This window comes from Agrobacterium rubi TR3 = NBRC 13261, assembly GCF_000739935.1.
Lineage (GTDB): Bacteria > Pseudomonadota > Alphaproteobacteria > Rhizobiales > Rhizobiaceae > Agrobacterium > Agrobacterium rubi.
Window position 1 is genome coordinate 185,103 of sequence record NZ_BBJU01000012.1, and the last position, 25,657, is coordinate 210,759.

The following is a 25,657-nucleotide window of genomic DNA, read 5'->3' on the forward strand; positions in this document are numbered from 1 at the left end:
GCGCCCTGATCCGAAAATCACATCACTTTGGGCAAGAATTGTCCGACATATAGTCGTGAACCTTGACGGTGCCAGCGATGATATCGGCCTTCGCCTTATCGACGGCTGCCGTCATTTCCGGCGTGATCAGAGCCTTGTTGTTGTCGTCGACAGCATACGCAACGCCATCTTCCTTGACGCCCAGAGACTGAACGCCACCGGTGAACTTGTCGTCCTTGGTGTCCTTGAACGCATTGTAGACGGCGAGGTCAACACGCTTGACCATGGAGGTCAGAACAGAGCCGGGGTGCAGGTGGTTCTGGTTCGAGTCCACACCAATGGAGTATTTCTTATTGTCGGCTGCGGTCTGGAGAACGCCAAGACCCGTGGCGCCTGCTGCCGCGTAGATCACGTCCGCGCCCTGATCGAGCTGGTTCTTCGTCAATTCACCACCGCGAACCGGGTCGTTCCAGGCAGCACCCGTTGTGCCGGTCATGTTCTGGAAGACTTCGATCTTGTCATTGGCAGCCTTGGCACCCTGGGCGTAACCGCAGGCGAACTTGCGGATCAACGGAATGTCCATACCGCCGATGAAGCCGACCTTGCCGGTCTTGGATGCCATGCCAGCCAGAAGACCGACGAGGTAGGAACCCTCTTCTTCCTTGTAGACCACGGAGCGCACATTTGGCAGCTCTACGACGGAATCGACGATCACGAACTTGGTGTCGGGAAACTCGGCTGCAACCTTTTCCATTGCCGAAGTCCAGGCGAAGGAGACCGCGACAACAGGGTTGAACCCACGGCTGGCGAAGTTGCGGATGGCCTGCTCACCCTGCGTGTCGCTGGTCGGCTCGAAATCGCGGTATTCGGTACCGGTTTCAGCCTTGAACTTCTCGGCGCCTGCGGCAGCGGCTTCGTTGAACGACTTGTCGAATTTGCCGCCCGTGCCATAGACTAGCGCAGGCTTGATGTCCGCAGCCAAAGCGGAAGCCGACATCGCGGCCAGCGCGAAAAGCGTCAGAAGGGATTTTTTCATTGTGCAGCCCTGTTGTTACAGTTTGGTTTTTTAAAGGGTCCTCCCGCAAACCCGCTGATACGGGCATGTCTGCGGAACCGCCAGCCTTTTTTAGACCGTGCGGGGGAATACTTGCATGCCTGCAAGAAAAATTCATCCGCTTTTTTTGACCCGATGGAAAAACCGTTAACTGCCGATATTTTAATCCCTGACGACAGGCATCTGCAAAAAATAAAAGCGCCCCTCACGCCTTGGCAGACGTTGAGAGAGCGCTTCTGATCGGTCGTCCAAGCTCGAGGCTCAGCCGATGTTGCAGCTGACGCCGGTTCCACGCAGACCGCAGTAGCCGCCGGGGTTCTTCGCCAGATATTGCTGATGATAATCTTCCGCGTAATAGAAGATATCCAGCGGCTCGATTTCCGTGGTGATCGACTGGCCATGACCCGCAGCCTTCAAGGCCTGCTGGAAGGTATCGCGAGCGGCCTTTGCCTGCGCCAGCTGCGCGTCACTCGTCGTATAGATCACCGAGCGATAGGTCGTACCGATATCATTGCCCTGGCGCATGCCCTGGGTCGGGTCGTGCTCCTCGAAGAATGTTTTCAGCAGCGTGGCCAAGGAGACCGTTGCCGGATCGTAGACGACTTTCACCACCTCGGCGTGGCCGGTGAGCCCCGTGGTCGTTTCCTGGTAATGCGGATTGCGGGTGATGCCGCCAGAATAGCCAACGGCGGTGACCCAAACGCCAGGGGTCTTCCAAAACAAACGTTCTGCGCCCCAGAAACAGCCCATGCCGAGATAGACCGTTTCCAGATGATCCGGATACGGGCCTTTGAGGGGGTTGCCGTTGACGAAGTGGTGTTCCGGCACGGTCACTTCTTCGTCGCGACCGGGATAAGCGGTTTCCGGTGTCGGCATCACGGTTTTCTTGGACTTGGTATCGAACCCGAACATTGCATTCTCCTTGGCGCTCACACGCGCCGCCATCTGGTTTGTGCAGTCATGGTCGTGGCGATATCCGCGTTTTCAACCGGAAAAGCGGCCCAGAGCCCTACGCTTCCTGTATCCCGCCATCCAGAACAGGAGGGACAGGGCCAGAAGAACTGCAAAGGCCGGAACCATCGCAAGCCCGTTTTCGAACCACCGCCACGCTTCAGGATGAATATAGTGTGCGACCCCGGCTTGTGCCATGGCAAGCGAGGCGGGAAAAAGCTGAAACCAGGCATCTTTCGCGCTCATCAGGTCCACCGACGAGGTGGCCACGGAGCGGATCGAATCAAACACACCCACGCCCACGGCTGCCGCCAGACACACAAAACTGATGAACCGGAACATCGCTTTCACGAAAAAACCTCTGCCGATGGATGTGCGGGACTGCGCGGTCTGTATTTGACCGGCGCAGTCCGTTTGCGCGTTATCCCCACTGGATAAAGGTGCCAAACCACCTTTGCAATCGCGCCAATGACGATGAATTGCCCGGCAAATGAAAAAACTGTCAGATTCGGGTTGATCCCAGCGAATTCATCGGTATATATCGCGCCGTTCCAGTGATTTGCAGTTTTCCAAACATGCAGACGTTTAGACGGACAGGTGGCCGAGTGGTTTAAGGCGCACGCCTGGAACGCGTGTGTGCGTGAAAGCGTACCGTGGGTTCGAATCCCACCCTGTCCGCCATTCTCCCAATGTAAACCTCACCAGACTTAAGTCGCTCGCCTTACTCAGCCAGCCGTTTCCTTAAACAGCACGTTCTGATCCAGCAGATATCTCGAAAACAACGGTAGGCTGGCGCCGCCGATGGCGCGGGCTTGGCTACCGACGGCGCCTTCTAGGATTTCCGGGACGACGACGCCTTGGAGGTCGTGGAGATCGAGCGCCTTGCGGGTGGCTTTGGTGATGCGGGCGCGGACCCATTCCGGGAAGCCGCCGTCGATGATGACGGATGCGAAATCGATGATCGAGGCGGCGGCAAGCACGGCTTGGGCGAGAGCGGCGGCCGTATTCTGGATCCAGCGTTCAAGCGGCTCACCGAAATCCACCCATTCATCGGGTGAGAACCAGAGCGGTTTGGGGTCGATGTCGTGTTCGCGCAGCATGTCTTCGAGAACGAAGATCGAGGCGATCTTGAGCAGGGGGACGGTGGAGCCGTCTCGTCCCTGCACCGGAAGCGGGCCGATGGCACCGGCTGCTCCTGTTCGGCCGGAAAACAGCGCCGAGTTCAACACGACGCCGCCGCCGATGAAGGAGCCGATGAAGACGTAGAGAAAATCGGGATAGTTCTGACCGGCGCCGAAGACGAGTTCCGCACCGCAGGCACTGGTGGCATCGTTTTGGAGGAACACCGGATAATCGACCTGTTCGGCTATTCCCGCCCGCAGATCGACACCGCGCCAGCGGTCCATCTCCGCTTGTGGCGCGCCCACTTCGCTTGCCCAGCTCCACAGTTCAAAGGGGGCGGCGATGCCGATCCCGGCAATCCGTTGGCGCTGATCGGGCGTCAGTTGCGCTTCCAGTTCGGCGATGCCATTGACCACGAAGGGCAAAATCCATTCGGGCATCGGATAGGGGTAGGTGTTGCGCAGCTTCAGCCTTATACGCCCGACAAAATCCATCAGCACCAGATCGACACTGCGGCGACCGATTTTGACACCGAAGGAAAACACCGCGTCCGGGTTCAGCCGCATCGGCGTGGAGGGTTGGCCGACCTTGCCGCGCAGGGGTTCGCCACGGATGAGAAGTCCATCGCTTTCCAACGAGCGCATGATGACGGACACGGTTTGGGCAGACAGGCCGCTTCTGCGTGCAATTTCTGCTTTCGACAGGCCGCTGTGCCGCCGCACGAGCGACAGAACGAGGCGTTCATTATAGGCACGGACACGTACCTGATTGGCGCCTCCACTCAAATCCGGTGCGGTGGCTGGCGCGTTCTGTTTGGGCTCGCTTGAGCGTCTCATATGGCATTCCCTCCCTGCCAGCGACGTGTTCCGCCGCCTGCATATGCTCTCCACAGCCTTGATATCTCAGAGAAAAGTGGTGTCCTCTCACCTCTTTTCCCTCAGGTGCGGAAAGCCTAACATGCCATAAGGAATTAATAATTCAATTGGATTTATTTATTGACAGGTGCCTGATTTGGTGTTTCCATCTGCGGCAGTGGCTCCGCTCTTGGAGGAGAAGGGCCGCAATAGTCGCTTCAACAGAAGCACTTGTCTCACCAGGGAGGACTACATGAAAAGCACTGTTTCCGCCATTCTGGGCGCGCTTGCGCTTGGCGTTTCGTTTGCATCCGTTGCATCGGCCGCCGATACGTCGGTCTGCCTCATCACCAAGACAGATACCAACCCATTCTTCGTCAAGATGAAGGAAGGCGCGACTGCCAAGGCCAAGGAAGTTGGCGTTACGCTGAAGTCCTACGCCGGTAAGATCGACGGCGATTCCGAAAGCCAGGTTGCCGCTATCGAATCCTGCATCGCCGATGGTGCCAAGGGTATCCTCATCACCGCATCCGACACCAAGGGCATCGTTCCTTCGATCAAGAAGGCACGCGACGCTGGCGTTCTCGTGATCGCTCTCGACACCCCGCTCGATCCGGTCGATTCGGCTGACGCGACGTTTGCCACCGACAACCTGCTGGCCGGCAAGCTGATCGGCGAATGGGCCAAGGGCACGATGGGCGAAAAAGCCAAGGACGCCAAGGTCGGCTTCCTCGATCTGACACCCGACCAGCCCAGCGTCGACGTTTTGCGTGACCAGGGCTTCATGATCGGCTTCGGCATCGACCCGAAGGACCCCAACAAGATTGGCGATGAAGTCGATCCGCGCATCGTTGGCCACGACGTGACCAACGGCAATGAAGAAGGCGGCCGCAAGGCCATGGAAAACCTTCTCCAGAAGGACCCTGACATCAACGTCATCCACACGATCAATGAACCAGCCGCTGTTGGTGCCTATCAAGCGCTGAAGGCTGTCGGCATGGAAAAGAACGTGCTGATCGTTTCCGTTGACGGCGGTTGCCCGGGCGTGAAATCGGTTCAGGACGGCGTGATCGGTGCGACATCGCAGCAGTACCCGCTGATGATGGCCGCACTCGGCGTCGAAGCGATCAAGAAGTTCGCTGATACCGGTGAAAAGCCAAAGCCGACCGAAGGCAAGTCTTTCTTCGACACAGGCGTTTCGCTCGTCACCGACAAGCCGGTGTCTGGCGTGCCGGCCATCAGCGTCAAAGAAGGTCTGGCCAAGTGCTGGGGTTGATCCCTTAGCCTTTGACAAAACCCATGCTGGCCGGAACACAGGTTCCGGCTGGCTTCGCCCAGAAGTTTTCGCTGTCAGATTACCCGGCTAAAGATCGGATCCCGCATAGGGCTTACGCTGGCGAGCGGGAGGAGGAAACATGAGCGGAATACAGGAATTCGAGCAGGTGCTCGATGGCAGCGACAAGAATGTCGCTTCGTTCGAACAGCAAAATATTTCACCTTTGAAACGAGCGCAGCATTTTCTGCACTCGACACCGGCGGCTGTGCCGCTGATCGTTCTGGTGATGTCGATCGCTATTTTCGGTCTGACCATCGGCGGTCGCTTCTTTTCATCCTATACATTGACGCTGATCCTGCAGCAGATTGCCGTCGTCGGCATTCTCGGCTCGGCGCAAACACTCATCATTTTGACCGCCGGTATCGATCTTTCGATCGGCGTCGTCATGGTTATCTCGTCCGTTGTGATGGGCAATGTGGCCGTGACCTACGGATTGCCGAGCGGCGTTGCCGTTCTGGCCGGTTTCGTGGTCGGCGGATTGTGCGGGCTTTTCAACGGATTTCTCGTTGCGGTCGTCAAGTTACCGCCCTTCATCGTGACGTTGGGCTCCTGGAATATCGTCATGGCGACGAATTTCATCTATTCGGCCAATGAGACCATACGCGATGCCGATGTCACCCAGAACGCACCGCTTCTCCAGATTTTCGCCACCAATTTCCGCATCGGCACCGCCATCTTCACGCTTGGCGTTATCGCCATGGTGCTGCTGGTCGCCCTGCTCTGGTACATTCTCAATCACACCGCCTGGGGTCGCCACGTCTATGCGGTGGGTGACGATCCGGAAGCAGCAAAGCTTTCCGGCATCCAGACCCGCAAAGTTCTGTTGAGCGTCTATACCGTTGCAGGTGTGATCGCAGCCTTCGCAGCCTGGGTTGCAATCGGTCGTAACGGCTCGATTTCGCCGTCCGCTGCGGTGACCGACTATAACCTGCAGGCCATTACGGCGACTGTGATCGGCGGCATTTCGCTGTTTGGCGGACGCGGCTCCATTCTCGGCACGCTGTTTGGTGCGATGCTGGTTGGTGTTGTCTCCATGGGCCTCAACATGCTCGGCGCAGACCCGCAATGGAAAGTCATGTTGACCGGCTGGCTGATTATCGCCGCCGTCGCAATCGACCAATGGATCCGAAAGGCAGGTGTGTAATGACCGTAGACACCACGAAGCAACCGATTCTGTCCGCCCATGGTCTGGTCAAGCGCTACGGCCGCGTGACCGCCCTCGACAATGCGGATTTCGATCTCTACCCCGGCGAAATCCTGGCCGTTATCGGCGATAACGGCGCGGGCAAATCCTCTCTGATCAAGGCTTTGTCCGGAGCCGTCCGTCCCGATGAAGGCGAAATCCGGCTGGATGGCAAGCCGGTGCAGTTCAAGACGCCGCTAGAAGCCCGCGATGCTGGCATCGAGACCGTCTACCAGAACCTGGCGCTCTCACCTGCCCTTTCGATTACCGACAACATGTTTCTGGGGCGTGAGTTGCGAAAGCCCGGCTTTCTGGGTTCGGTCCTGCGCAAGCTCGACCACGCCGCCATGGACAAGTTCGCCCGTAACAAGCTCTCCGAACTCGGGCTGATGACCATTCAGAACATCAACCAGTCGGTCGAAACCCTCTCGGGTGGCCAGCGTCAGGGCGTGGCCGTGGCACGCGCGGCGGCCTTCGGCTCCAAGGTCGTCATTCTGGATGAACCGACAGCAGCCTTGGGTGTGAAGGAAAGCCGTCGTGTGCTGGAGCTCATCCTCGATGTGCGCTCGCGTGGCATGCCGATCGTGCTTATTTCGCACAATATGCCGCATGTGTTCGAGGTCGCAGACCGCATCCACATTCACCGGCTGGGCAAGCGCCTTTGCGTCATCAATCCAAAGGAATACACCATGTCCGATGCGGTGGCCTTCATGACGGGCGCCAAGGAACCACCGAAAGAGACGCTCGCGGCATGACGATGACACTCGATGCGATAGCTGACGACATCGTCAAGCGCGCGTCAGACAATCCCCGCTTCATCGTTGCGATTGCCGGTCCCCCTGGGGCCGGCAAGTCCACTCTGGCTGACGCGCTTCACGGCGAGCTGACCAGACGCGGTGAAAAAGCTGAAGTCCTGCCCATGGACGGGTTTCATATGGACAACGGCATTCTGCAAGCACGCGGACTGTTTGCCCGCAAGGGTGCGCCTGAGACTTTTGATGTGCGCGGCTTTGCCGATATCGTGGCCGCCGTTCGGAAGGCGGATCAGGAGGTGCTGGTGCCGGTGTTCGATCGTTCGCGGGAGATCGCGATTGCATCGGCACGGGCGATTGCGCCGGATACGCGGTTCATTCTGGCGGAAGGCAATTATCTCTTGCTCAATGAAGAGCCATGGGCGCGGCTGAAAAGCAGTTTCGACTTTTCAATCTTCGTCGGCCCATCGGTCGAGGTTCTGGAGCAACGGCTGCGGGATCGCTGGGTTGGATACGGGCTGGACGAGGCGGGCATCCATGCCAAGCTTTACGAAAACGATCTGCCGAATGGCAAGCGTGTGGTCGAGAACTCTGTGGGTGCTGATATCAGCATCGATATCTGGGAATAGCGGCACAGAAGGGGCAATCAATATGCGCTTTATCTGAAAATCCATTCCGATTTTCGAGCGCATGTTGTAGGTCATGATCCCATGACGATTCTGGATGCGGCATGACTGCCAAGGTTTTCCTCTCCCGGCTGAAACTGAGCGAGTTTCGCAATTATGCGGAGGTATCGCTGCGCCTTGATGCACGTCACGTGGTGCTGACGGGCGACAACGGATCGGGCAAGACCAATCTGCTGGAGGCCGTCTCGTTTCTTTCGCCGGGCCGCGGATTGCGGCGCGCGACGCTTTCCGATGTGACGCGCGTTGGCGCAGAGAATGTAGGCTTCTCCATCTTTGCCGAGGTTGATGGTATGGATGGCGAGGTGGCCATCGGCACCGGCGTGGAGGGCGAAGGCGAGGCCTTGTCGCGCCGTTTGCGGCTGAATGGCACCTCGGTCAAATCCGTCGATGAGTTGACCGACCACCTTCGCGTTCTGTGGCTGACGCCCGCTATGGACGGCCTGTTCACCGGCTCCTCATCCGACCGCCGCCGGTTTCTCGACCGGCTTGTTCTATCGCTGGACCCTAGCCATGGACGCAGGGCCAGCGACTTCGAAAAAGCCATGCGCGGGCGCAATCGCCTGTTGTCGGATGGTCGCTTCGATCCCGTCTGGCTGGAGGGCATCGAGAAACAGATGGCAGAGCTTGGGATTTCCATGGCGGTTGCGCGTCATGAGATGCTGGGCCTCCTGAGAGCGCTGATCGACAGCCGCAGCAATGACACGAATTTTCCGACGGCATCGCTGACGCTCTCCGGCTTCATGGATGGCGAGTTTCATCGCCCGGCGGTCGATTTGGAGGACGAATATCTCGCGACATTGAAGGACAATCGCTACCGCGATGCTACCGCCGGACGCACACTGGAGGGTCCGCATCGCGCCGATCTCTTCGTGCGCCATGCGGAAAAGGACATGGATGCGGGGCGCTGCTCGACGGGTGAACAAAAGGCGTTGCTCGTCGGGCTGGTTCTGGCGCATGCGCAGCTCACGGCCAACATGACCGGCCACGCACCGGTGCTGCTTCTGGACGAAATCGCCGCGCATCTGGATGAGGGGCGGCGCGCGGCGCTGTTTGATCTCATCCACGCGTTGGGTGGCCAAAGCTTTATGACCGGGACGGATGCGTCGATGTTTGCGGGCCTTGGAGACCGGGCGCAGTTTTTCGATGTTTCCCATGGAAGCATCGGGTGATAGTTCTTAAATCCTTTAGCTATTGCCAGGAGACACAACGTTGGACCCGCTGACGCCAGAGGAAATAGACCGTTACAAGCGCCATATTCTTTTGCCGGAAATCGGCGGTGCGGGCCAGCAACGTCTGAAAGCTGCCAAGGTGCTGGTGATCGGCGCGGGTGGGCTGGGTGCGCCGGTGCTCTATTATCTGGCGGCGGCAGGGGTCGGCACGCTTGGTATGATCGACGATGATGTGGTTTCGCTGTCCAACCTTCAGCGACAGGTCATTCACGATACCGGCACCATCGGCGAGCAGAAGACGGAAAGCGCACGTCGCTCCATTGCGCGGCTGAACCCGCATGTGCGGACGTTACATTTCGAAGAGCGGTTCTCCATCGTCTGGGCGCATGACCACCTCAGGGGTTTCGATCTGGTCATTGATGGCTCCGACAATTTCGACACGCGCTATGCCGCAGCCGATGCGTCGGAAACAGCGAAGGTGCCGCTGGTGACGGGGGCGGTTGGGCGATTCGATGGTTCGGTTACCGTGCTGAAGCCCTATGAGGCTGGGCCGGACGGCACCTTACTGCCGGGATATCGCGATCTGTTTCCCGCACCACCGCCAGAGGGCGTCGTGCCGTCTTGTGCTGAAACCGGCATCATCGGTGCCCTGACCGGGGTGATCGGCACGATCATGGCGATGGAGGCGATCAAGCTAATTACCCAGACCGGTGAACCATTGATCGGGCGTCTGCTGTTATACGATGCGCTGGCGGCGCGGTTCGATACCGTTCGCTACAAGCGGCGTGCGCAGACATCATGATCGAGATCGTGAAGATTGATGGCGGCTTCAAGCGGTTTGCCAAGTTGCTGGCGCTGATCAGGTCGTCCTTTGCCTATATGGACGGGATCATCGATCCGCCGTCTTCCGCGCACCGGCTGACATTGGACACGCTGGCGCAGAAAGCCGAGGACGAGATCGCTTTTGTTGCGCTGGATGGCGAGCTGTTGTTGGGCTGCATCTTCTGCAAGCCGGAAGTGACAAGCCTATATGTCGGCAAACTGGCCGTTTCCCCGTTGGCGCAGGGTAAAGGCGTGGGCTCTGCATTGTTGCGAAGAGCGGAAGAGGTGGCCCGTGGTCTGGGGCTTCCCGCACTTCGGCTGGAAACGCGCATCGAGCTTACCGGCAACCATCGTCGCTTCGCAGCATGGGGTTTTGTGAGGACGGCAGAAAACTCCCATCCCGGCTATACGCGTGTCACGTCCATCGAAATGACGAAGCGGCTTAGCTGATCGTCTAGCTACGCCCCGGCAGCACGCGGTTGGGTGGGCGGTGGCCATCGTAGAAGGCGCGGATGTTGATGATGACCTTGTCACCCATGTCGATGCGGCCCTCAATGGTGGCCGAACTCATATGCGGCAGGAGGACGACCTTGCCCTCTTTAGCTAGCTTGATGAGCTTGGGGTTCACGACCGGTTCGTTTTCGAAAACATCCAGACCCGCACCGGCAATCTTGCCGTCCATCAGGCAGCGGATCAGCGCGGCCTCATCGATGATATCGCCGCGCGCGGTGTTGACGATGTAGCTCGTTGGCTGCATCAGCGCCAGATGACGGGCGGAAATCAGGTGATAGGTGGCCGGTGTCGATGGGCAATTGACCGAGACGATATCGACGCGGGCCAGCATCTGGTCGAGGCTATCCCAATAGGTCGCCTCTAGCTCCGCCTCCGTTGCCGGGTTGACGCGCTTGCGGTTGTGGTAGTGGATCGACAGGCCAAACGCCTTGGCGCGACGGGCGACGGCAGTGCCGATGCGGCCCATGCCGACGATGCCGATGCGCTTGCCCGACAGGCGACGGCCCAGCATCCATGTGGGCGACCAGCCCAGCCACTCATCCGAGCCATTGGCAAGAACGCGGGTTCCCTCCACAAGCCGACGCGGCACGGCAAGCACGAGCGCCATGGTCATATCGGCGCTGTCTTCGGTGAGAACATTAGGCGTGTTGGTGACGGTGATGCCCTTGCGAGCGGCGGCATCCACGTCGATATGGTCGATGCCGTTGGAAAAACCGGCGATCAACTTCAGTTGCGGGCCTGCCTGCTCGATCATATCGGCGGTGATGCGGTCCGTGACCGTGGGCACCAGAACGTCCACGGTCTGCATGGCCGCGATGAGTTCGGCCTTGGTGCGTGGGGTGTCCTCGATGTTCAGTTCCGCGTCGAACAGCTCTCGCATGCGGGTTTCGACCAGATCCGGCAATTTGCGTGTCAAATAGACGGTCGGTCTCTTCTTATTCGTCATTGTCCGAGGGCACCTTGTTCAGAGGTCGTTAACCAAAAAGAGCGATAATTTCTTTCACCACGGGCGTTTCTACCAGACCCACCGGCGAAGACAAACAAATCTCGCATGTTGCCGTCGTCGACTTTTAAAAATGGTGGTTTCGTTCGTCACCCAAGATTACCAACCGCAAGGAAACGGAAACCGGCATGCGTAGCATTGTCTTTATTGTCTGCATTGCATTGTCGCTGGGTTTTCTCGACGCTGCAAGCGCACCTGTGATGGCACAAGGTGCCGCCAAGGGCGCAAGCGGCCTGCCGTTGCCACGCTTCGTCAGCCTCAAATCACGGCGCGTCAACATGCGCATCGGGCCAAGCACCGATTACGCTGTGTCGTGGATGTATATGAAGTCCGGCATGCCGGTCGAAATCATTCAGGAATATGAAAACTGGCGGCGCATTCGCGATGCCGATGGCACCGAAGGCTGGGTCAACCAGGCACTTCTCTCGGGGGAGCGAACCGCCGTTGCGGCCCCATGGATGCGCGGCAAGGGCAAGGACGTCTACGTCAACATGCGCCGCGAAGCGCAATCGGGTGCATCCGTCGTCGCCAAGCTGGAGCCCGGCGTCCAGATCAGGATCGGTGAATGCAATGGCGACTGGTGCAAGGCCCAAGCCGATCAGGTGACCGGCTGGGTATCTCAGGGCGAAATCTGGGGTGCTTACCCCGGCGAAGCCTTCAAATAAGCCAAGCCTTTAAACAAGACCGTGCTTTTCGGCCAGCGCCTTCAGCGATGACATGGGACGTGGGCCGACCTGCTGGATGACGGCGGCGGCAGCAAGGCAGCCAAGCTTGCCCGAATCTTCCAGCGAACGGCCCTGCGTGTAGCCGTACAAGAAACCAGAGGCGAACAGATCGCCTGCACCCGTCGTGTCCACCACGTCGAAGACCGGGTAGGCTTCTACCTTCACCCGCTCTGTGCCACGCACGATGGTGGCGCCTTCTTCGCTCATGGTCACGGCTGCGATCTTGCAATCGGCAGCGATCTTCTTCAGTGCCAGATCGAAATCATCGGTCTCGTAGAGTGAGAGCGCTTCCTGCTTGTTGGCGAAGACGATATCGACCGTGCCAGAGCGCATCAGTTCCAGAAACTCCTCCCGGTAACGACCGACACAGAAACTGTCTGAAAGCGTCATGGAGACTTCGCGACCGTTCTCATGGGCAATGCGGGCGCAATCGCGGATCGCATCCTTGGCGCGCGGTGGGTCCCAGAGATAACCTTCGAAATAGATGACCTTGGATTCTGCAACGACTGCCGGTTCGACATCCTCAGGGCCAAAATCCACGCAGGCACCGAGATAGGTGTTCATCGAACGCTCGCCGTCTTCGGTGACGAAAATCATCGAGCGCGCGGTTGGCGGGAATGTGCCCTGTGGCTTGGTTTCGAAATGAACGCCCTGGGCGCGGATATCGTGCTGGAAAATTTCCCCGAGCTGATCTTCGGCCACCTTGCCGAAATAGGCCGCGCTTCCGCCGAAATTGGCAATGCCCGCTGCCGTGTTGCCAGCGCTGCCGCCAGAGGCTTCGAGCGCCGGGCCCATCAACGAATAGAGCAATTCGGCACGCTCGGCATCGATGAGGTTCATCGCGCCCTTGGTGATCTTTGTCTCTTCTAGAAACTGATCGTTACAGCGGGAGATGATATCCACAATGGCATTGCCAACCGTCAGTACGTCGAATTTTGTCATGGGCCTCTTGTCCGGGATGCATCGGTGGATGCGTTATATACCATCCGGTCTTAAAGAATTCTGGCGACAAGAAAAGCCAAAACCGCTTGGCGGTTGTAACAGAACAGCCCTGCTACAAAAAAACAATGCGTCATGTGTCTGTCATGCAGCGTTGGTATAGAATGCGCATTGCGTCATCACGGATGTACTGGTGGGGCAAGCGGATGAAAGCGGGGGCGACCTCGCTTTTTTCTTTTGTGGAAGCGGTTGGCGTTGTTCGGTCCCGATAGATGCGTTAGACCGAAAGCTTCTGCAGGCCCGCGAAAGTCCCTCCGCAATGTATGCTGTCGCCATCAATGTCGCGCCGATCTTCCTTCTCATTCTCATTGGCTGGGCAACCGTCAAGGTTAAGCTGTTCAAGGCGGAAGCCAGCGATGTGCTCAGCGACTTCGTCTTCAAGATCGCCGTTCCCACGCTGATTTTTCGGACGCTTGCGTCGGCTGATTTCCACGGCGCTTCGCCCTTCAAGCTCTGGGTGACCTATTTCGTCGGTGTTGCGATTACCTGGGCAGCGGGGCAACTGGTGACGCGGCACGTCTTCAAGCAGGATTTGCGGGTCAGCGTCATCGCTGGCATTTCGTCTGCCTTTGCCAACAACATCTTCATCGGCCTGCCGCTCGTCGGTCGCTCCATCGGTAGCGATGGCATTGTCGCGATTTCCATTCTGCTGGTGGTGCATCTGCCGATCATGATGATTGCTGGTACGATCCTGATGGAAAATGCAACGCACAAGGTTCTGGGCGGAGAAAAGCGCAGTGCGTTTGCCGTGCTGAAACAGGTGGGGCGCAATCTGGCGCAAAATCCGCTGGTGATCGCGCTCGTGCTGGGGCTGTGCTTCAATATGACCGGCTTTGCCATGCCGGAGGTGATGACGACCGTGATCGATCAAATCGCCAGCATGGCGGGACCGGCGGCGCTGATTTCGCTTGGTATGGCGCTGACCAAATACCCCATACGCGGCAATCTGCGCATTGCGGTGACGATGACGGCGTTCAAGCTGATCCTGATGCCCGCCTGCGTTTGGCTAATGGCGCATGCCCTGGGCCTGAGCCCTGCCTGGACGGCGGCGCTGGTTCTGACGTCCTGTGTGCCGACCGGCATCAATTCCTGGCTGCTGGCCAACCGTTTTGGGATTGGCCACAGCATAGCGGCCTCCACGATCAGCATTTCCACTTTGTTCGGTGTGCTGACCGTGTCGTTCTGGGCGTGGCTTTTGAGCTGATTACTTCTGTGCGCTCAAAACCTTGAAGCGCGAGTTGCGGCAGACTTCCTGGCTGGAGCGGAATTCGGTGGACAGGATCGTCTCGTAGGGCATGCCGCGATTGGCGACCATCAGCAGCTTGCCGCCACTGCGCAGTGCCGTTGCGGCCGTCTTGATCATGGCCTGACCGAGAGCCGGTTCCGACGCCTGGCCATTGGCATGGAACGGCGGGTTCATGATGATGAGGTCGTATTTCTCCTTCGGCGGCTCTGCCACGAGATCCTGCCAGAAGAAACGTGCCGTCAGACGTGGGCAATTTTCCAGCATGTTGGTCTTGGCAAATTCCAGCGCGTTCCAGTCTGCCTCGAACAGATCGATACGGGCCGTACGCGAAGACTTCTCAGCCAGCATGACAGAGAGATACCCCCAGCCAGCGCCGAAATCGGCAGCGTTGCCATCGAAATCCGTCGGCAGGCGTGAGGCCAGAAGCTCGGAGCCGCCATCGACGCGGTCGTGAGAGAACATGCCCGGCATGGCAGTGAAGCGACCATCGATGGTCACAGTGCCCTGCTGGAGTTTGGAAACGGCAGCAGAGACATCGTCGGGGCGTCTGAACCAGATGGCGACGCCGTGATACTTCGGTGTCGACTCCGCTTCGATGCCGAGCTTCGACAGGGTCTTGCGCAGGGTGACGATGCCATCTTCCTTAGAACCGGCAGCGACGATCAGGCCGCCTGCCTTGACGCGGGTCAGCGCCTCGGCAAGACGGTTTTCATTTTCGCCACGGTGCTTGCCACCGATGAGAAGTGCCACATCATAGTCTTCACCAGAAATATCTGGTGCTACCTCTGCGCCCTGCGCTTGCAATGCGCGGTAAAGCGGGCGCAGGTTCTGAACGGCTGTGATGGCGGCTTCGAACCCTTCCAGACGTGGCGCGCCTGCTTCTGCGCCCAAAAACAGAACGCGTTCGCCCGCTTTGGGGCTCGCCAGCATATCTGCGGCAAAGGGATGAAACAGGGTTTTGACAGCGTCACGGCTCATGGGGTCGTTCCTAAGTTCAAATAGAAAAAAGGCGCGGGGAGAAATCCCGCGCCTCGATACGGTCAAGCGCCAGCTACCTTATTCGGCAGCTTCGCCTTCGCTCTTCTTTTCAGCAACGGCTTCCTTGCCGGTTGCCTGATCGACAACCTTCATGGACAGGCGAACCTTGCCACGTTCGTCAAAGCCCATCAGCTTGACCCAAACCTTGTCGCCTTCCTTGACGACGTCGGAGGTCTTGGCAACGCGGTCGGATGCCAGCTGCGAGATGTGAACGAGACCATCGCGTGCGCCGAAGAAGTTGACGAATGCGCCGAAGTCAGCGGTCTTGACGACCGTGCCTTCGTAGATCATGCCGACTTCAGGCTCTGCAACGATGGAGTGAATCCACTTGCGGGCTGCTTCGATTTCCTTGCCCGAGGACGAGGCGATCTTGACGGTGCCGTCGTCTTCGATGTTGATCTTCGCGCCGGTCTTTTCGACGATTTCGCGGATGACCTTGCCACCGGAGCCGATGACTTCACGGATCTTGTCGACCGGAATGTTCATGACTTCGATGCGTGGAGCAAATTCGCCGAGCTGCGAACGTCCTTCGGTGATGGCGTTGGCCATTTCGCCGAGAATGTGCGTACGACCGCCCTTTGCCTGCTCCAGAGCGACCTTCATGATCTCTTCGGTAATACCGGCGATCTTGATGTCCATCTGCAGCGAAGTGATGCCGTCAGCAGTACCCGCAACCTTGAAGTCCATATCGCCGAGGTGATCTTCATCACCCAGGATATCGGAGAGAACGGCGAAGCGTTCACCTTCGAGGATGAGGCCCATGGCAATACCGGCCACTGGCTTGGCAAGCGGAACGCCTGCGTCCATCAGAGCGAGCGATGTGCCGCAAACGGTTGCCATCGAGGACGAGCCGTTGGACTCGGTGATCTCGGAGACGACGCGCAGCGTGTAAGGGAACTGTTCGACCGATGGCAGCATCGGGCGAATAGCGCGCCATGCCAGCTTGCCGTGACCGATTTCGCGGCGGCCCGGGGAGCCCATGCGGCCTGTTTCACCAACCGAGTAGGGAGGGAAGTTGTAATGCAGAAGGAAACGTTCCTTGTACATGCCGGTGAGCGAGTCAACATACTGCTCGTCTTCGCCGGTGCCGAGTGTGGCAACAACGATGGCCTGAGTTTCGCCGCGTGTGAACAGCGCCGAACCGTGGGTGCGTGGCAGCATGCCGACTTCAGACACGATCGGACGAACGGTGGACAGATCGCGGCCGTCGATGCGGCTCTTGGTGTCCAGAATGTTCCAGCGAACGATCTTCGCCTGAATGTGCTTGAAGACAGCGCCGATGACTTCATTGGTGTACTTCGGCTCTGCACCTTCCGGGAAGAAGTGCGCCTTCACCTTGGCCTTGACGGCGTCGACTGCGTTGTAACGGGCAGCCTTTTCGGTGATCTTGTAGGCGTCGCGCAGTTCTGCTTCGGCAAGGCCGAGCATTTCTGTTTCGAGAGCGGAGAAATCTTCCGGCTCGAATTCGCGTGGTTCCTTGGCAGCAACTTCAGCCAGCTTGATGATGGCGTCGATGACCGGCTGGAAACCGCGATGACCGAACATCACAGCGCCGAGCATGATCTCTTCGTTCAGTTCCTTGGCTTCGGACTCGACCATCAGGACGGCGTCCTGCGTACCGGCAACGACCAGATCGAGAACCGACTCGTCCATCTCGTCGAGATGCGGGTTCAGAACGTATTCGCCGTTGATGTAGCCGACGCGTGCGCCGCCGACGGGACCCATGAAGGGAACGCCCGACAGTGTCAGGGCAGCAGAGGCTGCAACCATCGACAGAACATCAGGATCGTTTTCGAGGTCGTGCTGAATGACGGTGACGACAACCTGGGTGTCGTTCTTGTAGCCTTCAGGAAACAGCGGGCGGATCGGGCGGTCGATCAGGCGGGAAACCAGCGTTTCCTTTTCGGAAGGACGACCTTCGCGCTTGAAATAGCCACCGGGGATCTTGCCGGCTGCGTAGGTCTTTTCCTGGTAGTTAACGGTCAGCGGGAAGAAGTCCTGACCGGGCTTTGGCGACTTTGCAGAAACGACGGTCGCGAGAACCATTGTTTCGCCGTAGGTAGCGATAACGGCGCCATCTGCCTGACGGGCGACTTTGCCTGTCTCAAGTCTTAGAGGGCGGCCTGCCCACTCGATTTCGACGGAATGTTGATTGAACATATCTTGTCCTCAAATGTAGCCTCGGTTCTCACAGCAAAGGAAAACGCGGCGGCTTTAACACGTCACGGGCAAGACAGCGGGAGGCTTAAAACGCGCATTTTTTCAAAAATGCGGCAACGCTTCCAAGCGCTGCAAAAGCATCCGGCAATCCTGCCCCATGACAGGTCATCGGTTTTTTTCAGACGGCACCGGCCCATCCGGCCCATCTTCTGTTTCGCGTCTTCAAAAAAGACTGCGGGTAAAGAAACCGGCGGGACTTCGTATAGAAACCCGCCGGTGTCATGTTTTTAGCGGCGGATGCCGAGTGCGCTGATCAGCTTGGTGTAACGGCTTTCGTCCTTCTTCTTGACGTAGTCGAGAAGCGAACGGCGGCTGGAAACCATGGTCAGAAGGCCACGACGCGAGTGGTTGTCCTTCTTATGATCCTTGAAGTGGCCTGTCAGGTTGTTGATCCGTTCGGTCAAAATTGCGACCTGAACTTCCGGCGAACCGGTATCACCTTCCTTGATGGCATATTCCTTGATGAGGGCGGCTTTGCGCTCTGCAGTAATCGACATCGGACGATCCTTTCTATTTAAGGAAAAAACAAGACGCCAAGCACCGGGATGTCGTCCAGGGCTGGCCATTCATTAGCGCGGGCGCTGCCCAAGCTGCCGCTGCCTATAAACCAATTGGTCTATAAAGGAAAGAGGCGATTGGAACCGCCTCTTTGGGATGATCGGGTGTTTGAGCGCTTAACCGAAAACGCGCTTGGGGCGGAACTCGCCTTCCGCAATCTCGCCGATGGCGACCAACTTGCCGCGTGCCGTGGCATAGGCCTCCATTTCCTGTGTCGGCGCATCACGCCCACGCAGGAGGATCGGGTTGCCCATCTTCAGCCGGTGCGCCTGATCATCATTGATGATGAGGTGCGGCAGAGACGACAGCGCCTCCGACGTGTCGATCAGATAGGCATCGAGCGCCGCCGACCGCTCGTCACGGTCTTCGATGGCTTCGAATTCAATCAGCTTTGCCAAGGGCACCATGGCATCTTCGGCAAAGGGTGCGACCATGGAGCGGCGTAGCTCAGAAATAAAGCCGTAGCAGCCCAGATCGCGGCCCATGTCACGGGCCAGTGCCCGCACATAGGTGCCCTTGCCGCATTCGACCTCGAAATGCGCCGTATTTTCATCCGGGCAGGTCAGCAGGGTTATGCGGTGGATTTCCACCTCGCGGGCTGGGATTTCGACGGCGTCGCCACCGCGCGCAATATCATAGGCGCGCTCGCCAGCGATCTTGATGGCCGAAAACTGCGGTGGCGTCTGCATGATGGTGCCGGTGTAATTCGGCAGCAAATCGCGGATTGCCTGTTCGTCGGGGCGGTTTGGCGATGTGTTGAGGACTTCACCTTCCATATCGTCGGTGGTGCGCTCTTCACCCCAGGAAACGGCAAATTCATAGATCTTGCGCCCGTCCATCACGTAAGGCACGGTCTTTGTGGCGTCACCCAAAGCAATCGGCAACATGCCCGACGCGAGCGGATCGAGCGTTCCGGCGTGGCCGGCCTTTTGGGCATTGAAGAGCCATTTGATCTTGGACACGGCTTCCGTGGAGCCGAAATCGAAGGGCTTATCGAGAATGAGCCAGCCGGAAATCGGCCGGCCCTTGGGCTTACGGTTTTGCTGTTTGCGTGGTTTGGACATGCTTCAGTTCTGTTCGTCGTCTTTTTCGGTGGAAGGTCCCAGATCGCGCTGAACCTCCGGCGAACGCAGGAGCGCGTCGATCTTCTTGTAATTGTCGAAGCTGGTATCGTCGCGGAACCGCAGTTCCGGCACGTATTTCAGCTGTCGCAAATGCGGGCCCAAGCGGCCACGCAAAAATTTGGCGTGGCGGTTCAGTGCCGTGATCGTATCGGTGTGGTCGTCAACGCCAATCGGCGTCACGTAAGCGGTCGCGATCTTGAGATCGGTCGACATGCGCACTTCCGAAATGGAAATCACCGTCTTTTCGATCAGATCGTCGCGGACTTCACCACGTTGCAGAATTTGGGTCACCGCAGCGCGAACCTGTTCGGCAACGCGCAGCATGCGTTGTGTGGGCGCGGATGATGATGCTTTTGCCATTTTGTCTTAGCCTCAAACAAAGCGAGCGCCGGTTAAGCCGGCGCCCGACAGTTTTATTTCGTGTGGCGAAACGCTTAGAGCGTTCTGGTGATGTGCTCTACGCGGAAGCACTCGATGGTGTCGCCAGCGCGGATGTCTTCGTAGTTTTCGAATGCCATACCGCACTCCTGACCAACCGGTACTTCGCCGACTTCGTCCTTGAAGCGCTTGAGCGTCTTGAGCTTGCCTTCGTGGATGACGACATTGTCGCGCACCAGACGAACGCCTGCACCACGTTCCACCTTGCCTTCGACCACACGGCAACCGGCAACCTTGCCGACCTTGGTGATGTTGAAGACTTCGAGGATTTCGGCGTTGCCGAGGAAGGTCTCGCGACGTTCCGGAGACAGAAGGCCCGACATCGCAGACTTCACGTCATCCACCAGATCGTAGATGATGTTGTAGTAGCGAATTTCGATGCCAGCCCGCTCGGCGGCCTGACGCGCCTGTACATTGGCACGAACGTTGAAGCCGATGATGGCTGCGTTCGATGCTTCTGCCAGCGAGATGTCCGACTCTGTGATACCGCCTGCACCCGAATGGATGATGCGGGCACGAACTTCGTCCGTTCCAAGCTTGTCCAGCGCACCGGCAATGGCTTCGATGGAGCCTTGCACGTCACCCTTGATGAGCAGCGGGAAGTCCTTGCGACCCGTCGACTGCAACTGCGTCATCATCTGTTCCAGCGAACCGCGCTGACCCGTCTGACGGGCAACGGCCTTGTCGCGGGCCAGACGCTGACGATACTCGGAGATTTCGCGCGCACGTCCTTCGTTTTCAACGACCGCAAAGCGATCGCCGGCAGACGGCGTACCCGAGAGACCAAGAACCTCCACCGGCATGGCCGGACCGGCTTCCTTGACGTGATCGCCCTTATCGTTGACCAGAGCACGCACACGGCCCCACTGATCGCCGGCAACGATGATCTGGCCTGGGCGCAGAACGCCCTTCTGGACCAGAACCGTTGCGACGGAACCACGACCGCGGTCGAGCTGGGCTTCGATAACCGTACCTTCCGCCGTGCGGTTGAGGTTTGCCTTCAGGTCGAGAATTTCGGCCTGGAGCAGAACGGCTTCGAGAAGCTTGTCGAGGTTGAGTTTGTTCTTGGCGGAGACTTCCACATCGAGAACTTCACCACCCATGGATTCCACGAAGACTTCATGCTGCAGCAGCTGCTGGCGGACCTTTTCAGGGTTTGCCTCGTGCTTGTCGATCTTGTTGATCGCGACGATGATCGGCACACCAGCGGCTTTCGCGTGGTTGATCGATTCAATCGTCTGCGGCATCACGCTGTCGTCGGCTGCGACCACCAGAATGGCGATGTCGGTTGCCTGTGCACCGCGAGCACGCATGGCCGTAAAGGCAGCATGGCCGGGAGTGTCGATGAAGGTGATCTTGTGACCGTTCTTCTCGACCTGATAGGCACCGATATGCTGGGTGATGCCACCGGCTTCACCTGAAACAACGCTCGTCTGACGGATGGCGTCGAGCAGCGATGTCTTGCCGTGGTCGACGTGACCCATGATGGTGACGACAGGAGGACGCGACACCAGTTCGCCGCCGCCATCTTCGTCCGAAACGTTGAAGATGCCTTCTTCGATGTCGGATTCAGAGACACGCTTGACGGTATGGCCGAATTCGCCTGCGATGATTTCAGCCAGATCGGCGTCGATGACGTCGCCGGGCTTCATCATCTGACCTTCCTTCATCAGATACTTGATTACATCGACAGCCCGTTCGGACATACGCTGCGACAGTTCCTGAATGGTGATGGTCTCAGGCAGAATGACTTCGCGCATGACCTTTTCGCGGGTTTCCTGCATCTGGCCGCGGCGGAATTTCTCCTGACGACGGCGCATGGCAGACAGCGAGCGGCCACGGGCCTGACCGTCTTCTTCAAGGTTGGATGTGACGGTCAGCTTGCCACGACGGCGTTCTTCTTCTGTCTTGAGGCGGGCAGCAGGCTTGGCCGGAACCGGTGTTGCGACCTTGCCGCGAACCGGCAGGTTGCCACGGCGCGGACCGCGATCGTCTTCGTCTTCCTTTTCGGTCCGGCGAACGCCAGGCGCGCCACGCGTCGGGATCAAGCCCGGTGCGGGTGCAGCCGCAGGTGTTGCTGTGCGTGTCGTCTGTGACCGCGCATCCTGGCGAGCAGGCTGGGCCGATGCTTCAGCCGGGCTTTCCACAGGTTCGACAGGTGCTGGCTGAGACGCTGCGAGCTTGGCAGCGGCCGCATCTTCCACGGCGCGGCGGGCCGCTTCTTCTTTTTCGGCGACGAGGCGGGCTTCTTCTTCGACCTTGCGGCGCGCTTCATCTTCGGCGCGCTGCTTGGCTTCGACGATGTCGCGGGCCTGTGCTTCGGCGAGAGCGCGGCGGCGCGCATCCATTTCACCGGCCGACAGATCGTGCAGCACGTTGCCGCGCGGGCGATCCGGCTGGCGCTGTGGCTGCGGCGATGGTGCTGGACGCTGCTGATTACCGGACTGGTGGACGCGCTGCTGAGGCTGCTGCGGACGCGGTGCTGACGGCGCAGCGGCAGCGGGTGCTGCCGGGCGTGCGGCAACCGGTGCAATCACGTGTTTTTCGTCTTCAGGACGCAAAGGGCGGCGCTTGCGTGTTTCCACTACAACCGCGTTCGTGCGACCTCGACCCATATCTTGACGCACGGTGCCTTGAGACGCCCCACTCGGCTTGAGTGTCAGGGTCTTCTTGGCTGGTGCGTTCAGTGTCTTGTCGTCGTTGTTGTCGGTCATTCCGTTCCCGTTCCTTCAGACGAGAGCCGGATGACGTCACCAGACTCTGTCTCTACAATTGCTGTATCCGAACGCGGTAGACGGTCATGTCCGATAACCGCGTCATCGTGTTTCCGTCCGGGCAGCGTCAATTTCGTCTTGAGCTTTCTCGCCGTGGCGATACCGCTCAAGCATCTTTGCGCGCTTCACTACACCCTCACCCGCCTGTCCCGCAAGCGCGCAGGCATGGATAAAAGCATTCTGACCCATCAGGTCGTCCATTTCCTGCTCACTGAAGAGCTGAAAGGACGGTATTTCCGTCTCGGCGCCTGAGCCGAGTGTCCAGGCCTTGCGGGCCTGGTTTATCTTTCTCACGCCATCCGGCGCCGCATCCGTGGCGTGAAAAACCGCAAGGGCTTTTCCCGATCGCACGGAGGCATCGACTTTCGTCGCACCGGAGATGAACTGACCGGCTTTGCGCGCCATGTTCATCATTCCGGCCAGTTGCTGCGCCATCAACCGGTCCATCATATCCAGAAGGTCCGGTCCGGCTTTCACATCCGTCTTCAAGGCACGCGCAAAGAGTTTCTTCGCAATGGCCTTTTCGATCAGGGCGCGCTCGGGTGTGACCCAGCATCCGCGCCCTGGCAATTGGCGTTTCAGGTCCGGAACAACACTCTGGTCCGGGCCTGCGACAAAACGGATCAGCTCCTCAGGCGTTCCGATTTGCCGTGTCACAATACACATCCGCTCGCTGCCTTTACCCTCGACCTGCGCGTCATCGAACAGGTCTTCAGGCTCATGCGCCTGCGAAATCATTCCTGATCGGCGGTATCCGCCTCCTCGGTAGCAACCTCTTCCTGCTGCGCAGCAAGGTCTTCAGCGGTGATCCAGCCAGCCAGAAGACGGGCCTGAACGATCATGTTTTCGGCTTCGACGCGCGACACGTCGAGCTTGGAGAAGGTGCCTTCGAACTTCTTGGTCTCGCCGTCCTTGCGTTCGCTCCAGCCAACCAGATCGTCGGCGGCGCAGCCTGCAAAGTCTTCGATGTTCTTGACGCCTTCTTCACCCAGGGCGACCAGCATCTGCGAGGTCAGGCCTTCGATCTGAAGCAATTCGTCGGACACGCCGAGTTCCTTGCGCTTGGCGTCCATTTCCGTCTCGATGCGCTCGAGATATTCCTTGGCGCGGGTCTGGATTTCGACAGCTGTGTCTTCATCGAAGCCGTCGATGGACGAGATTTCGCTCAGGTCCACGTAAGCCAGTTCCTCGACCTGTGCGAAGCCTTCGGACGCCAGAACCTGGCCGACCATTTCGTCCACATCCAGCGCTTCCATGAAGATGCCGGTGCGTTCGTTGAATTCCTTCTGACGGCGCTCGGACTCTTCGGCTTCCGTCATGATGTCGATATCCCAGCCGGTCAGCTGCGAAGCGAGGCGCACGTTCTGGCCGCGACGACCGATGGCCAGCGACAGCTGCTCATCGGGAACGACAACTTCGATACGCTCTGCCTCTTCATCGAGAACGACCTTGGAAACTTCAGCGGGCTGAAGCGCGTTGACGATGAAGGATGCCGGGTCCTGAGACCAGGGAATGATGTCGATCTTTTCGCCTTGGAGCTCACCGACAACGGCCTGAACGCGCGAACCGCGCATACCGACGCAAGCGCCAACCGGATCGATCGAGCTATCGTTGGAGATGACGGCAATCTTGGCGCGCGAACCCGGGTCACGGGCAACCGACTTGATCTGGATGATGCCGTCGTAGATTTCAGGCACTTCCATGGTGAAGAGCTTGACCATGAACTGCGGATGCGTACGCGACAGGAAGATTTGCGGGCCACGCTGTTCGCGGCGCACGTCGTAGACAAACGCACGAACGCGGTCGCCGTAACGCAGGTTTTCCCGAGGAATCATCTCGTCGCGGCGGATAATGCCTTCGCCACGGCCAAGATCGACGATGACGTTGCCATATTCGACGCGCTTGACGGTACCGTTGATGATTTCACCGATGCGGTCCTTGAACTCGTCATACTGGCGGTCACGCTCGGCTTCACGAACCTTCTGGACGATGACCTGCTTGGCGGACTGCGCAGCGATACGACCGAAATCCATCGGCGGCAGCGGATCGGCAATGTAGTCGCCGATCTTGGCGTCGACGTTGCGGTCGCGCGCCAGTTCCAGCGGAATCTGCGTGCCGTAATCTTCGGCCTTTTCGACCACTTCGAGCAGACGCTGCAAGCGGATTTCGCCGGTCTTGGAGTTGATGTCGGCGCGGATGTTGGTCTCGGAACCGTAACGCGAGCGGGCAGCCTTCTGGATGGCATCGGCCATCGCGGCGAGCACGATTTCGCGGTCGATGACCTTTTCGCGCGCCACAGCATCGGCGATCTGCAGAAGCTCAAGCCGGTTAGCACTTACTGCCATTTTTATGTCTCCGTCAGTCGTTTTGCCCGCGTATCAGGGCTTACGTTGGAATTAGTCTTCGTCTGCTTCTTCGTTCTGGTTGGCGGCTGCGGCCTTGGCCTGCTTGTCCGCCTTCAGAGCGTCGCGAATGAGATCGTCCGTCAGGATCAGCTTCGCGTCGGACAGTGTATTGAACGGGATCATCACCACCGGCTCCTCGCCGTAAGCGATCTGGTCGCGCTCGAGCTTGAAACCGTCTTCCTCGACGCTTGCGATCTTGCCACGGAAGCGCTTGCGATTGTCCACCAGGATCGATGTCTCGACCTTGACGATATGGCCCTGCCAACGGGCAAAATCCACCTTGCGCACCATCGGTCTGTCGATGCCGGGCGACGACACTTCCAGATGATACGCTTTTTCGACAGGATCTTCCACATCCAGAACCGGAGAAATGGCAAGCGACACCGCTTCGCAGTCCTTAACGGTCATGGTGCCGTCTTCGCGCTCTGCCATGACCTGCAGGGTAGACCCGTTCTGGCTGGACAGCCGAACCCTGACCAGCAGGTAGCCCATGCCTGTCAGCACCGGCTCGATGATCTCGGCGATGCGTTGATCCACACCCGTTTCGGTTATCAGTCTTGGTTCGGCTTCTGCCATCATGGTCTTCCGGTCTTCATGTCTCAAACCGGCATTCACACCGGTTTTCAGGGCGCCTAACGAAAAAGAGCGGGGCCTTGCGACCCCACTCTTCATCAGACGATCAAGAATTTGAAGGTCCGTATAAACC

General features: G+C 58.6%; 24 protein-coding genes and 1 tRNA gene. 10 read left to right on the top strand and 15 right to left on the bottom strand.

All coding sequences use genetic code 11. The features are described 5' to 3' along the window. Positions 1–22 precede the first annotated feature (22 nt). The 3 genes from RRU01S_RS10265 to RRU01S_RS10275 form a co-directional block, all read right to left on the bottom strand. Complete coding sequence (locus tag RRU01S_RS10265; protein ID WP_045230169.1) at positions 23–1,015, bottom strand: BMP family lipoprotein; 993 nt, start codon at positions 1,013–1,015, stop codon at positions 23–25. 279 nt (positions 1,016–1,294) lie between these two features. Further along, positions 1,295–1,945 (bottom strand): peptide-methionine (S)-S-oxide reductase MsrA, encoded by a 651-nt coding sequence (msrA, locus tag RRU01S_RS10270; protein WP_045230248.1) that lies wholly within the window; start codon positions 1,943–1,945, stop codon positions 1,295–1,297. 72 nt (positions 1,946–2,017) lie between these two features. Then, entirely contained in the window at positions 2,018–2,326 is a 309-nt protein-coding gene (locus tag RRU01S_RS10275; RefSeq protein WP_234936146.1) for a hypothetical protein, read from the bottom strand. A gap of 249 nt (positions 2,327–2,575) precedes the next feature. Between RRU01S_RS10275 and RRU01S_RS10280 the strand changes: the two genes are divergently transcribed. Next, positions 2,576–2,665: transfer RNA gene (locus tag RRU01S_RS10280), tRNA-Ser, on the top strand. 44 nt (positions 2,666–2,709) lie between these two features. Here RRU01S_RS10280 and RRU01S_RS10285 read toward each other — a convergent pair. Continuing rightward, the gene (locus RRU01S_RS10285; RefSeq protein ID WP_045230171.1) at positions 2,710–3,942 is read right to left on the bottom strand and encodes an ROK family transcriptional regulator; all 1,233 of its coding nucleotides are present in this window, start codon (positions 3,940–3,942) and stop codon (positions 2,710–2,712) included. A 271-nt stretch (positions 3,943–4,213) separates the two neighbouring features. Here RRU01S_RS10285 and RRU01S_RS10290 point away from each other — a divergent pair, with 271 nt between their 5' ends. The 7 genes from RRU01S_RS10290 to RRU01S_RS10320 all read left to right on the top strand — a co-directional run bounded on the left by RRU01S_RS10290 (position 4,214) and on the right by RRU01S_RS10320 (position 10,358). Continuing rightward, positions 4,214–5,236, top strand: a complete 1,023-nt coding sequence (locus RRU01S_RS10290; protein WP_045230172.1) for a sugar ABC transporter substrate-binding protein — start codon at positions 4,214–4,216, stop codon at positions 5,234–5,236. Positions 5,237–5,375: 139 nt separating this feature from the next. After that, a complete protein-coding gene (locus RRU01S_RS10295) occupies positions 5,376–6,440 on the top strand; it encodes an ABC transporter permease (RefSeq protein ID WP_045230173.1) in 1,065 nt (354 codons plus the stop codon). Next, on the top strand, positions 6,440–7,234 hold the full coding sequence (locus RRU01S_RS10300) for an ATP-binding cassette domain-containing protein (RefSeq protein WP_045230174.1): 795 nt from the start codon (positions 6,440–6,442) through the stop codon (positions 7,232–7,234). Before RRU01S_RS10295 ends, RRU01S_RS10300 begins: the two co-directional genes overlap by 1 nt. Beyond that, positions 7,231–7,860, top strand: coding sequence for a nucleoside triphosphate hydrolase (locus RRU01S_RS10305; protein ID WP_045230175.1), 630 nt, complete (start codon positions 7,231–7,233; stop codon positions 7,858–7,860). Before RRU01S_RS10300 ends, RRU01S_RS10305 begins: the two co-directional genes overlap by 4 nt. 101 nt (positions 7,861–7,961) lie before the next feature. Further along, a complete protein-coding gene (gene recF, locus RRU01S_RS10310; protein ID WP_045230176.1) occupies positions 7,962–9,086 on the top strand; it encodes a DNA replication/repair protein RecF in 1,125 nt (374 codons plus the stop codon). A gap of 40 nt (positions 9,087–9,126) precedes the next feature. Then, the gene (locus RRU01S_RS10315) at positions 9,127–9,888 is read left to right on the top strand and encodes a molybdopterin-synthase adenylyltransferase MoeB (protein ID WP_045230177.1); all 762 of its coding nucleotides are present in this window, start codon (positions 9,127–9,129) and stop codon (positions 9,886–9,888) included. Beyond that, on the top strand, positions 9,885–10,358 hold the full coding sequence (locus RRU01S_RS10320) for a GNAT family N-acetyltransferase (RefSeq protein ID WP_045230178.1): 474 nt from the start codon (positions 9,885–9,887) through the stop codon (positions 10,356–10,358). The genes RRU01S_RS10315 and RRU01S_RS10320 overlap by 4 nt, the downstream gene beginning before the upstream one ends. A gap of 4 nt (positions 10,359–10,362) precedes the next feature. Here RRU01S_RS10320 and RRU01S_RS10325 read toward each other — a convergent pair whose 3' ends face one another. Next, positions 10,363–11,367 carry a 2-hydroxyacid dehydrogenase gene (locus RRU01S_RS10325; RefSeq protein ID WP_045230179.1) on the bottom strand — a complete coding sequence of 335 codons (1,005 nt, stop codon included), beginning with the start codon at positions 11,365–11,367 and terminating at the stop codon, positions 10,363–10,365. Positions 11,368–11,552: 185 nt separating this feature from the next. Here RRU01S_RS10325 and RRU01S_RS10330 point away from each other — a divergent pair, with 185 nt between their 5' ends. After that, positions 11,553–12,089 carry an SH3 domain-containing protein gene (locus RRU01S_RS10330; RefSeq protein WP_045230180.1) on the top strand — a complete coding sequence of 179 codons (537 nt, stop codon included), beginning with the start codon at positions 11,553–11,555 and terminating at the stop codon, positions 12,087–12,089. A 9-nt stretch (positions 12,090–12,098) separates the two neighbouring features. Here the strand turns inward: RRU01S_RS10330 and RRU01S_RS10335 are convergent, their stop codons facing one another. Further along, complete coding sequence (locus RRU01S_RS10335; protein ID WP_045230181.1) at positions 12,099–13,091, bottom strand: adenosine kinase; 993 nt, start codon at positions 13,089–13,091, stop codon at positions 12,099–12,101. Between the two features lie 316 nt (positions 13,092–13,407). Here RRU01S_RS10335 and RRU01S_RS10340 point away from each other — a divergent pair, with 316 nt between their 5' ends. Next, positions 13,408–14,352, top strand: coding sequence for an AEC family transporter (locus RRU01S_RS10340; RefSeq protein ID WP_045230182.1), 945 nt, complete (start codon positions 13,408–13,410; stop codon positions 14,350–14,352). Here RRU01S_RS10340 and RRU01S_RS10345 read toward each other — a convergent pair whose 3' ends face one another. The 9 genes from RRU01S_RS10345 to rimP form a co-directional block, all read right to left on the bottom strand. Further along, positions 14,353–15,372: a class I SAM-dependent methyltransferase gene (locus RRU01S_RS10345; RefSeq protein WP_045230183.1), complete on the bottom strand. Its 1,020-nt coding sequence runs from the start codon at positions 15,370–15,372 to the stop codon at positions 14,353–14,355. It lies immediately after the preceding gene. A 78-nt stretch (positions 15,373–15,450) separates the two neighbouring features. Further along, positions 15,451–17,592, bottom strand: coding sequence for a polyribonucleotide nucleotidyltransferase (gene pnp / locus RRU01S_RS10350; RefSeq protein ID WP_045230184.1), 2,142 nt, complete (start codon positions 17,590–17,592; stop codon positions 15,451–15,453). A gap of 287 nt (positions 17,593–17,879) precedes the next feature. Continuing rightward, the gene (gene rpsO / locus RRU01S_RS10355; protein WP_045230185.1) at positions 17,880–18,149 is read right to left on the bottom strand and encodes a 30S ribosomal protein S15; all 270 of its coding nucleotides are present in this window, start codon (positions 18,147–18,149) and stop codon (positions 17,880–17,882) included. A gap of 177 nt (positions 18,150–18,326) precedes the next feature. Continuing rightward, complete coding sequence (truB, locus tag RRU01S_RS10360; RefSeq protein ID WP_045230186.1) at positions 18,327–19,274, bottom strand: tRNA pseudouridine(55) synthase TruB; 948 nt, start codon at positions 19,272–19,274, stop codon at positions 18,327–18,329. A gap of 3 nt (positions 19,275–19,277) precedes the next feature. After that, positions 19,278–19,694, bottom strand: coding sequence for a 30S ribosome-binding factor RbfA (rbfA, locus tag RRU01S_RS10365; protein WP_045230187.1), 417 nt, complete (start codon positions 19,692–19,694; stop codon positions 19,278–19,280). 74 nt (positions 19,695–19,768) lie between these two features. Further along, the gene (infB, locus tag RRU01S_RS10370; RefSeq protein ID WP_045230188.1) at positions 19,769–22,486 is read right to left on the bottom strand and encodes a translation initiation factor IF-2; all 2,718 of its coding nucleotides are present in this window, start codon (positions 22,484–22,486) and stop codon (positions 19,769–19,771) included. Positions 22,487–22,588: 102 nt separating this feature from the next. Then, on the bottom strand, positions 22,589–23,284 hold the full coding sequence (locus RRU01S_RS10375; RefSeq protein ID WP_045230189.1) for an RNA-binding protein: 696 nt from the start codon (positions 23,282–23,284) through the stop codon (positions 22,589–22,591). Further along, entirely contained in the window at positions 23,281–24,891 is a 1,611-nt protein-coding gene (gene nusA / locus RRU01S_RS10380; RefSeq protein ID WP_045230190.1) for a transcription termination factor NusA, read from the bottom strand. Before nusA ends, RRU01S_RS10375 begins: the two co-directional genes overlap by 4 nt. A gap of 51 nt (positions 24,892–24,942) precedes the next feature. Then, a complete protein-coding gene (rimP, locus tag RRU01S_RS10385) occupies positions 24,943–25,530 on the bottom strand; it encodes a ribosome maturation factor RimP (protein ID WP_412674285.1) in 588 nt (195 codons plus the stop codon). Positions 25,531–25,657: the final 127 nt, after the last annotated feature.

Coding starts and splice junctions, on each gene's coding strand:
- recF (WP_045230176.1), top strand. CDS start 7,962: ATGACTGCCAAGGTTTTCCTCTCCCGGCTGAAACTGAGCGAGTTTCGC.
- RRU01S_RS10295 (WP_045230173.1), top strand. CDS start 5,376: ATGAGCGGAATACAGGAATTCGAGCAGGTGCTCGATGGCAGCGACAAG.
- truB (WP_045230186.1), bottom strand. CDS start 19,274: ATGTCCAAACCACGCAAACAGCAAAACCGTAAGCCCAAGGGCCGGCCG.
- RRU01S_RS10300 (WP_045230174.1), top strand. CDS start 6,440: ATGACCGTAGACACCACGAAGCAACCGATTCTGTCCGCCCATGGTCTG.
- nusA (WP_045230190.1), bottom strand. CDS start 24,891: ATGGCAGTAAGTGCTAACCGGCTTGAGCTTCTGCAGATCGCCGATGCT.
- infB (WP_045230188.1), bottom strand. CDS start 22,486: ATGACCGACAACAACGACGACAAGACACTGAACGCACCAGCCAAGAAG.
- RRU01S_RS10305 (WP_045230175.1), top strand. CDS start 7,231: ATGACGATGACACTCGATGCGATAGCTGACGACATCGTCAAGCGCGCG.
- RRU01S_RS10335 (WP_045230181.1), bottom strand. CDS start 13,091: ATGACAAAATTCGACGTACTGACGGTTGGCAATGCCATTGTGGATATC.
- RRU01S_RS10345 (WP_045230183.1), bottom strand. CDS start 15,372: ATGAGCCGTGACGCTGTCAAAACCCTGTTTCATCCCTTTGCCGCAGAT.
- RRU01S_RS10285 (WP_045230171.1), bottom strand. CDS start 3,942: ATGAGACGCTCAAGCGAGCCCAAACAGAACGCGCCAGCCACCGCACCG.
- RRU01S_RS10330 (WP_045230180.1), top strand. CDS start 11,553: ATGCGTAGCATTGTCTTTATTGTCTGCATTGCATTGTCGCTGGGTTTT.
- rpsO (WP_045230185.1), bottom strand. CDS start 18,149: ATGTCGATTACTGCAGAGCGCAAAGCCGCCCTCATCAAGGAATATGCC.
- rbfA (WP_045230187.1), bottom strand. CDS start 19,694: ATGGCAAAAGCATCATCATCCGCGCCCACACAACGCATGCTGCGCGTT.
- pnp (WP_045230184.1), bottom strand. CDS start 17,592: ATGTTCAATCAACATTCCGTCGAAATCGAGTGGGCAGGCCGCCCTCTA.
- RRU01S_RS10340 (WP_045230182.1), top strand. CDS start 13,408: ATGTATGCTGTCGCCATCAATGTCGCGCCGATCTTCCTTCTCATTCTC.
- msrA (WP_045230248.1), bottom strand. CDS start 1,945: ATGTTCGGGTTCGATACCAAGTCCAAGAAAACCGTGATGCCGACACCG.
- RRU01S_RS10375 (WP_045230189.1), bottom strand. CDS start 23,284: ATGATTTCGCAGGCGCATGAGCCTGAAGACCTGTTCGATGACGCGCAG.
- RRU01S_RS10290 (WP_045230172.1), top strand. CDS start 4,214: ATGAAAAGCACTGTTTCCGCCATTCTGGGCGCGCTTGCGCTTGGCGTT.
- RRU01S_RS10265 (WP_045230169.1), bottom strand. CDS start 1,015: ATGAAAAAATCCCTTCTGACGCTTTTCGCGCTGGCCGCGATGTCGGCT.
- RRU01S_RS10325 (WP_045230179.1), bottom strand. CDS start 11,367: ATGACGAATAAGAAGAGACCGACCGTCTATTTGACACGCAAATTGCCG.
- RRU01S_RS10320 (WP_045230178.1), top strand. CDS start 9,885: ATGATCGAGATCGTGAAGATTGATGGCGGCTTCAAGCGGTTTGCCAAG.
- RRU01S_RS10275 (WP_234936146.1), bottom strand. CDS start 2,326: ATGTTCCGGTTCATCAGTTTTGTGTGTCTGGCGGCAGCCGTGGGCGTG.
- rimP (WP_412674285.1), bottom strand. CDS start 25,530: ATGATGGCAGAAGCCGAACCAAGACTGATAACCGAAACGGGTGTGGAT.